The sequence below is a fragment of the Acetobacterium fimetarium genome (genome assembly GCF_014284475.1).
Classification (GTDB): Bacteria; Bacillota; Clostridia; order Eubacteriales; family Eubacteriaceae; genus Acetobacterium; species Acetobacterium fimetarium.
Map to the genome: position 1 here is coordinate 1 of NZ_WJBC01000070.1, position 1,306 is coordinate 1,306.

Below are 1,306 nucleotides of genomic sequence, written 5' to 3' on the forward strand. Positions count from 1 at the left end.
TAAAAAAAACCGCATCTCTGCGGTTATGTTTGTAAAATGGTGACCCATGGGCGACTTGAACGCCCGACACCCTGATTAAAAGTCAGATGCTCTACCAACTGAGCTAATGGGTCAGATAAAATATTAAGTTATTGTGTGTCTTCAGACGATTGTGTAATACTCAAGTTTGCCTAACTAAGTGATTCACACCAAATCAAAGATTTGGGTTCTCTACTTATACCAACTGAGCTAATGGGTCAGATAAAATACACATTTTTTTATTGGATCGTATTTTAATCGAAAACTCTTCTCATCCTGTTTGGATGAGTTTTCAATTAAAATGCGTAAGCATTCTCACTGTTGTCTCGCTCTGCTCGACTGCCGACCAATTTCTGAAAAGAAATTGGGATCATGCTTATGGTGGGAGAAGATGGATTCGAACCATCGTAGACGTCGTCAACGGATTTACAGTCCGCCCCCTTTAGCCACTCGGGCATTCTCCCATTGATTTTTGACAAAAAAATGGAGCTGATGAACGGACTTGAACCGTTAACCTGCTGATTACAAATCAGCTGCTCTGCCAATTGAGCCACATCAGCTTAATAATAAAGTTTTGACGTATTAATTTAGTTACTCCTGATCCGCTACACATAACTAAGCGATTCACACCAAATCAAAGATTTGGGTTCTCTGCTTATGCCAATTGAGCCACATCAGCCTAATAAAAAGTGTTTTTATATATTGAATTGGATCGTATTTTTATCGAAAACTCTTCTCATCCTGATTGGATGAGTTTTCAATTAAAATGCGTTAGTTTTATCACTGTCGTTTCGCTTACGCTCAACTTCCGACCAATTTCTTGCAGAAATTGGGATAAAACGTCAAATGGCGACCTGGAAGGGACTCGGACCCTCGACCTCCAGCGTGACAGGCTGGCATTCTAACCAACTGAACTACCAGGCCGCATGGATATTAAATTTGGTGACCCCTAGGAGACTCGAACTCCTGTTACCGCCGTGAAAGGGCGGTGTCTTAACCGCTTGACCAAGGGGCCATGACTATCAAGTTTGTTTCAAAGAGCGGATATGAAACAATCTGCTTCACACCCGCTTTGGTTACTAATGGCTCCCCAGGTTGGATTCGAACCAACAGCCTATCGGTTAACAGCCGAGTGCTCCACCGTTGAGCTACTGAGGATTATTTAAAATCCCGCAACGTCCTATCCTCCCAGGCAGTTACCCACCAAGTACTTTCGGCGCTGGAAGACTTTACTTCTGTGTTCGGTATGGGAACAGGTGTGGCCCTTCCGCCATCGTCGCGAGACTAG

Annotated in this window: 6 tRNA genes and 1 rRNA gene; all 7 read right to left on the reverse strand. The window is 43.4% G+C overall.

The window, feature by feature from the left end:
• Positions 1–37 precede the first annotated feature (37 nt).
• Positions 38–113 (reverse strand) — tRNA-Lys (locus tag GH808_RS15075).
• A gap of 284 nt (positions 114–397) precedes the next feature.
• A tRNA-Tyr gene (locus GH808_RS15080) sits at positions 398–482 on the reverse strand.
• A gap of 20 nt (positions 483–502) precedes the next feature.
• Positions 503–578, reverse strand: a tRNA-Thr gene (locus GH808_RS15085).
• A gap of 287 nt (positions 579–865) precedes the next feature.
• Positions 866–942, reverse strand: a tRNA-Asp gene (locus GH808_RS15090).
• Positions 943–958: 16 nt separating this feature from the next.
• Positions 959–1,033, reverse strand: a tRNA-Glu gene (locus GH808_RS15095).
• Positions 1,034–1,101: 68 nt separating this feature from the next.
• Positions 1,102–1,176: transfer RNA gene (locus GH808_RS15100), tRNA-Asn, on the reverse strand.
• A 9-nt stretch (positions 1,177–1,185) separates the two neighbouring features.
• Positions 1,186–1,302: ribosomal RNA gene (gene rrf, locus GH808_RS15105) — 5S ribosomal RNA — on the reverse strand.
• Positions 1,303–1,306 lie beyond the last annotated feature (4 nt).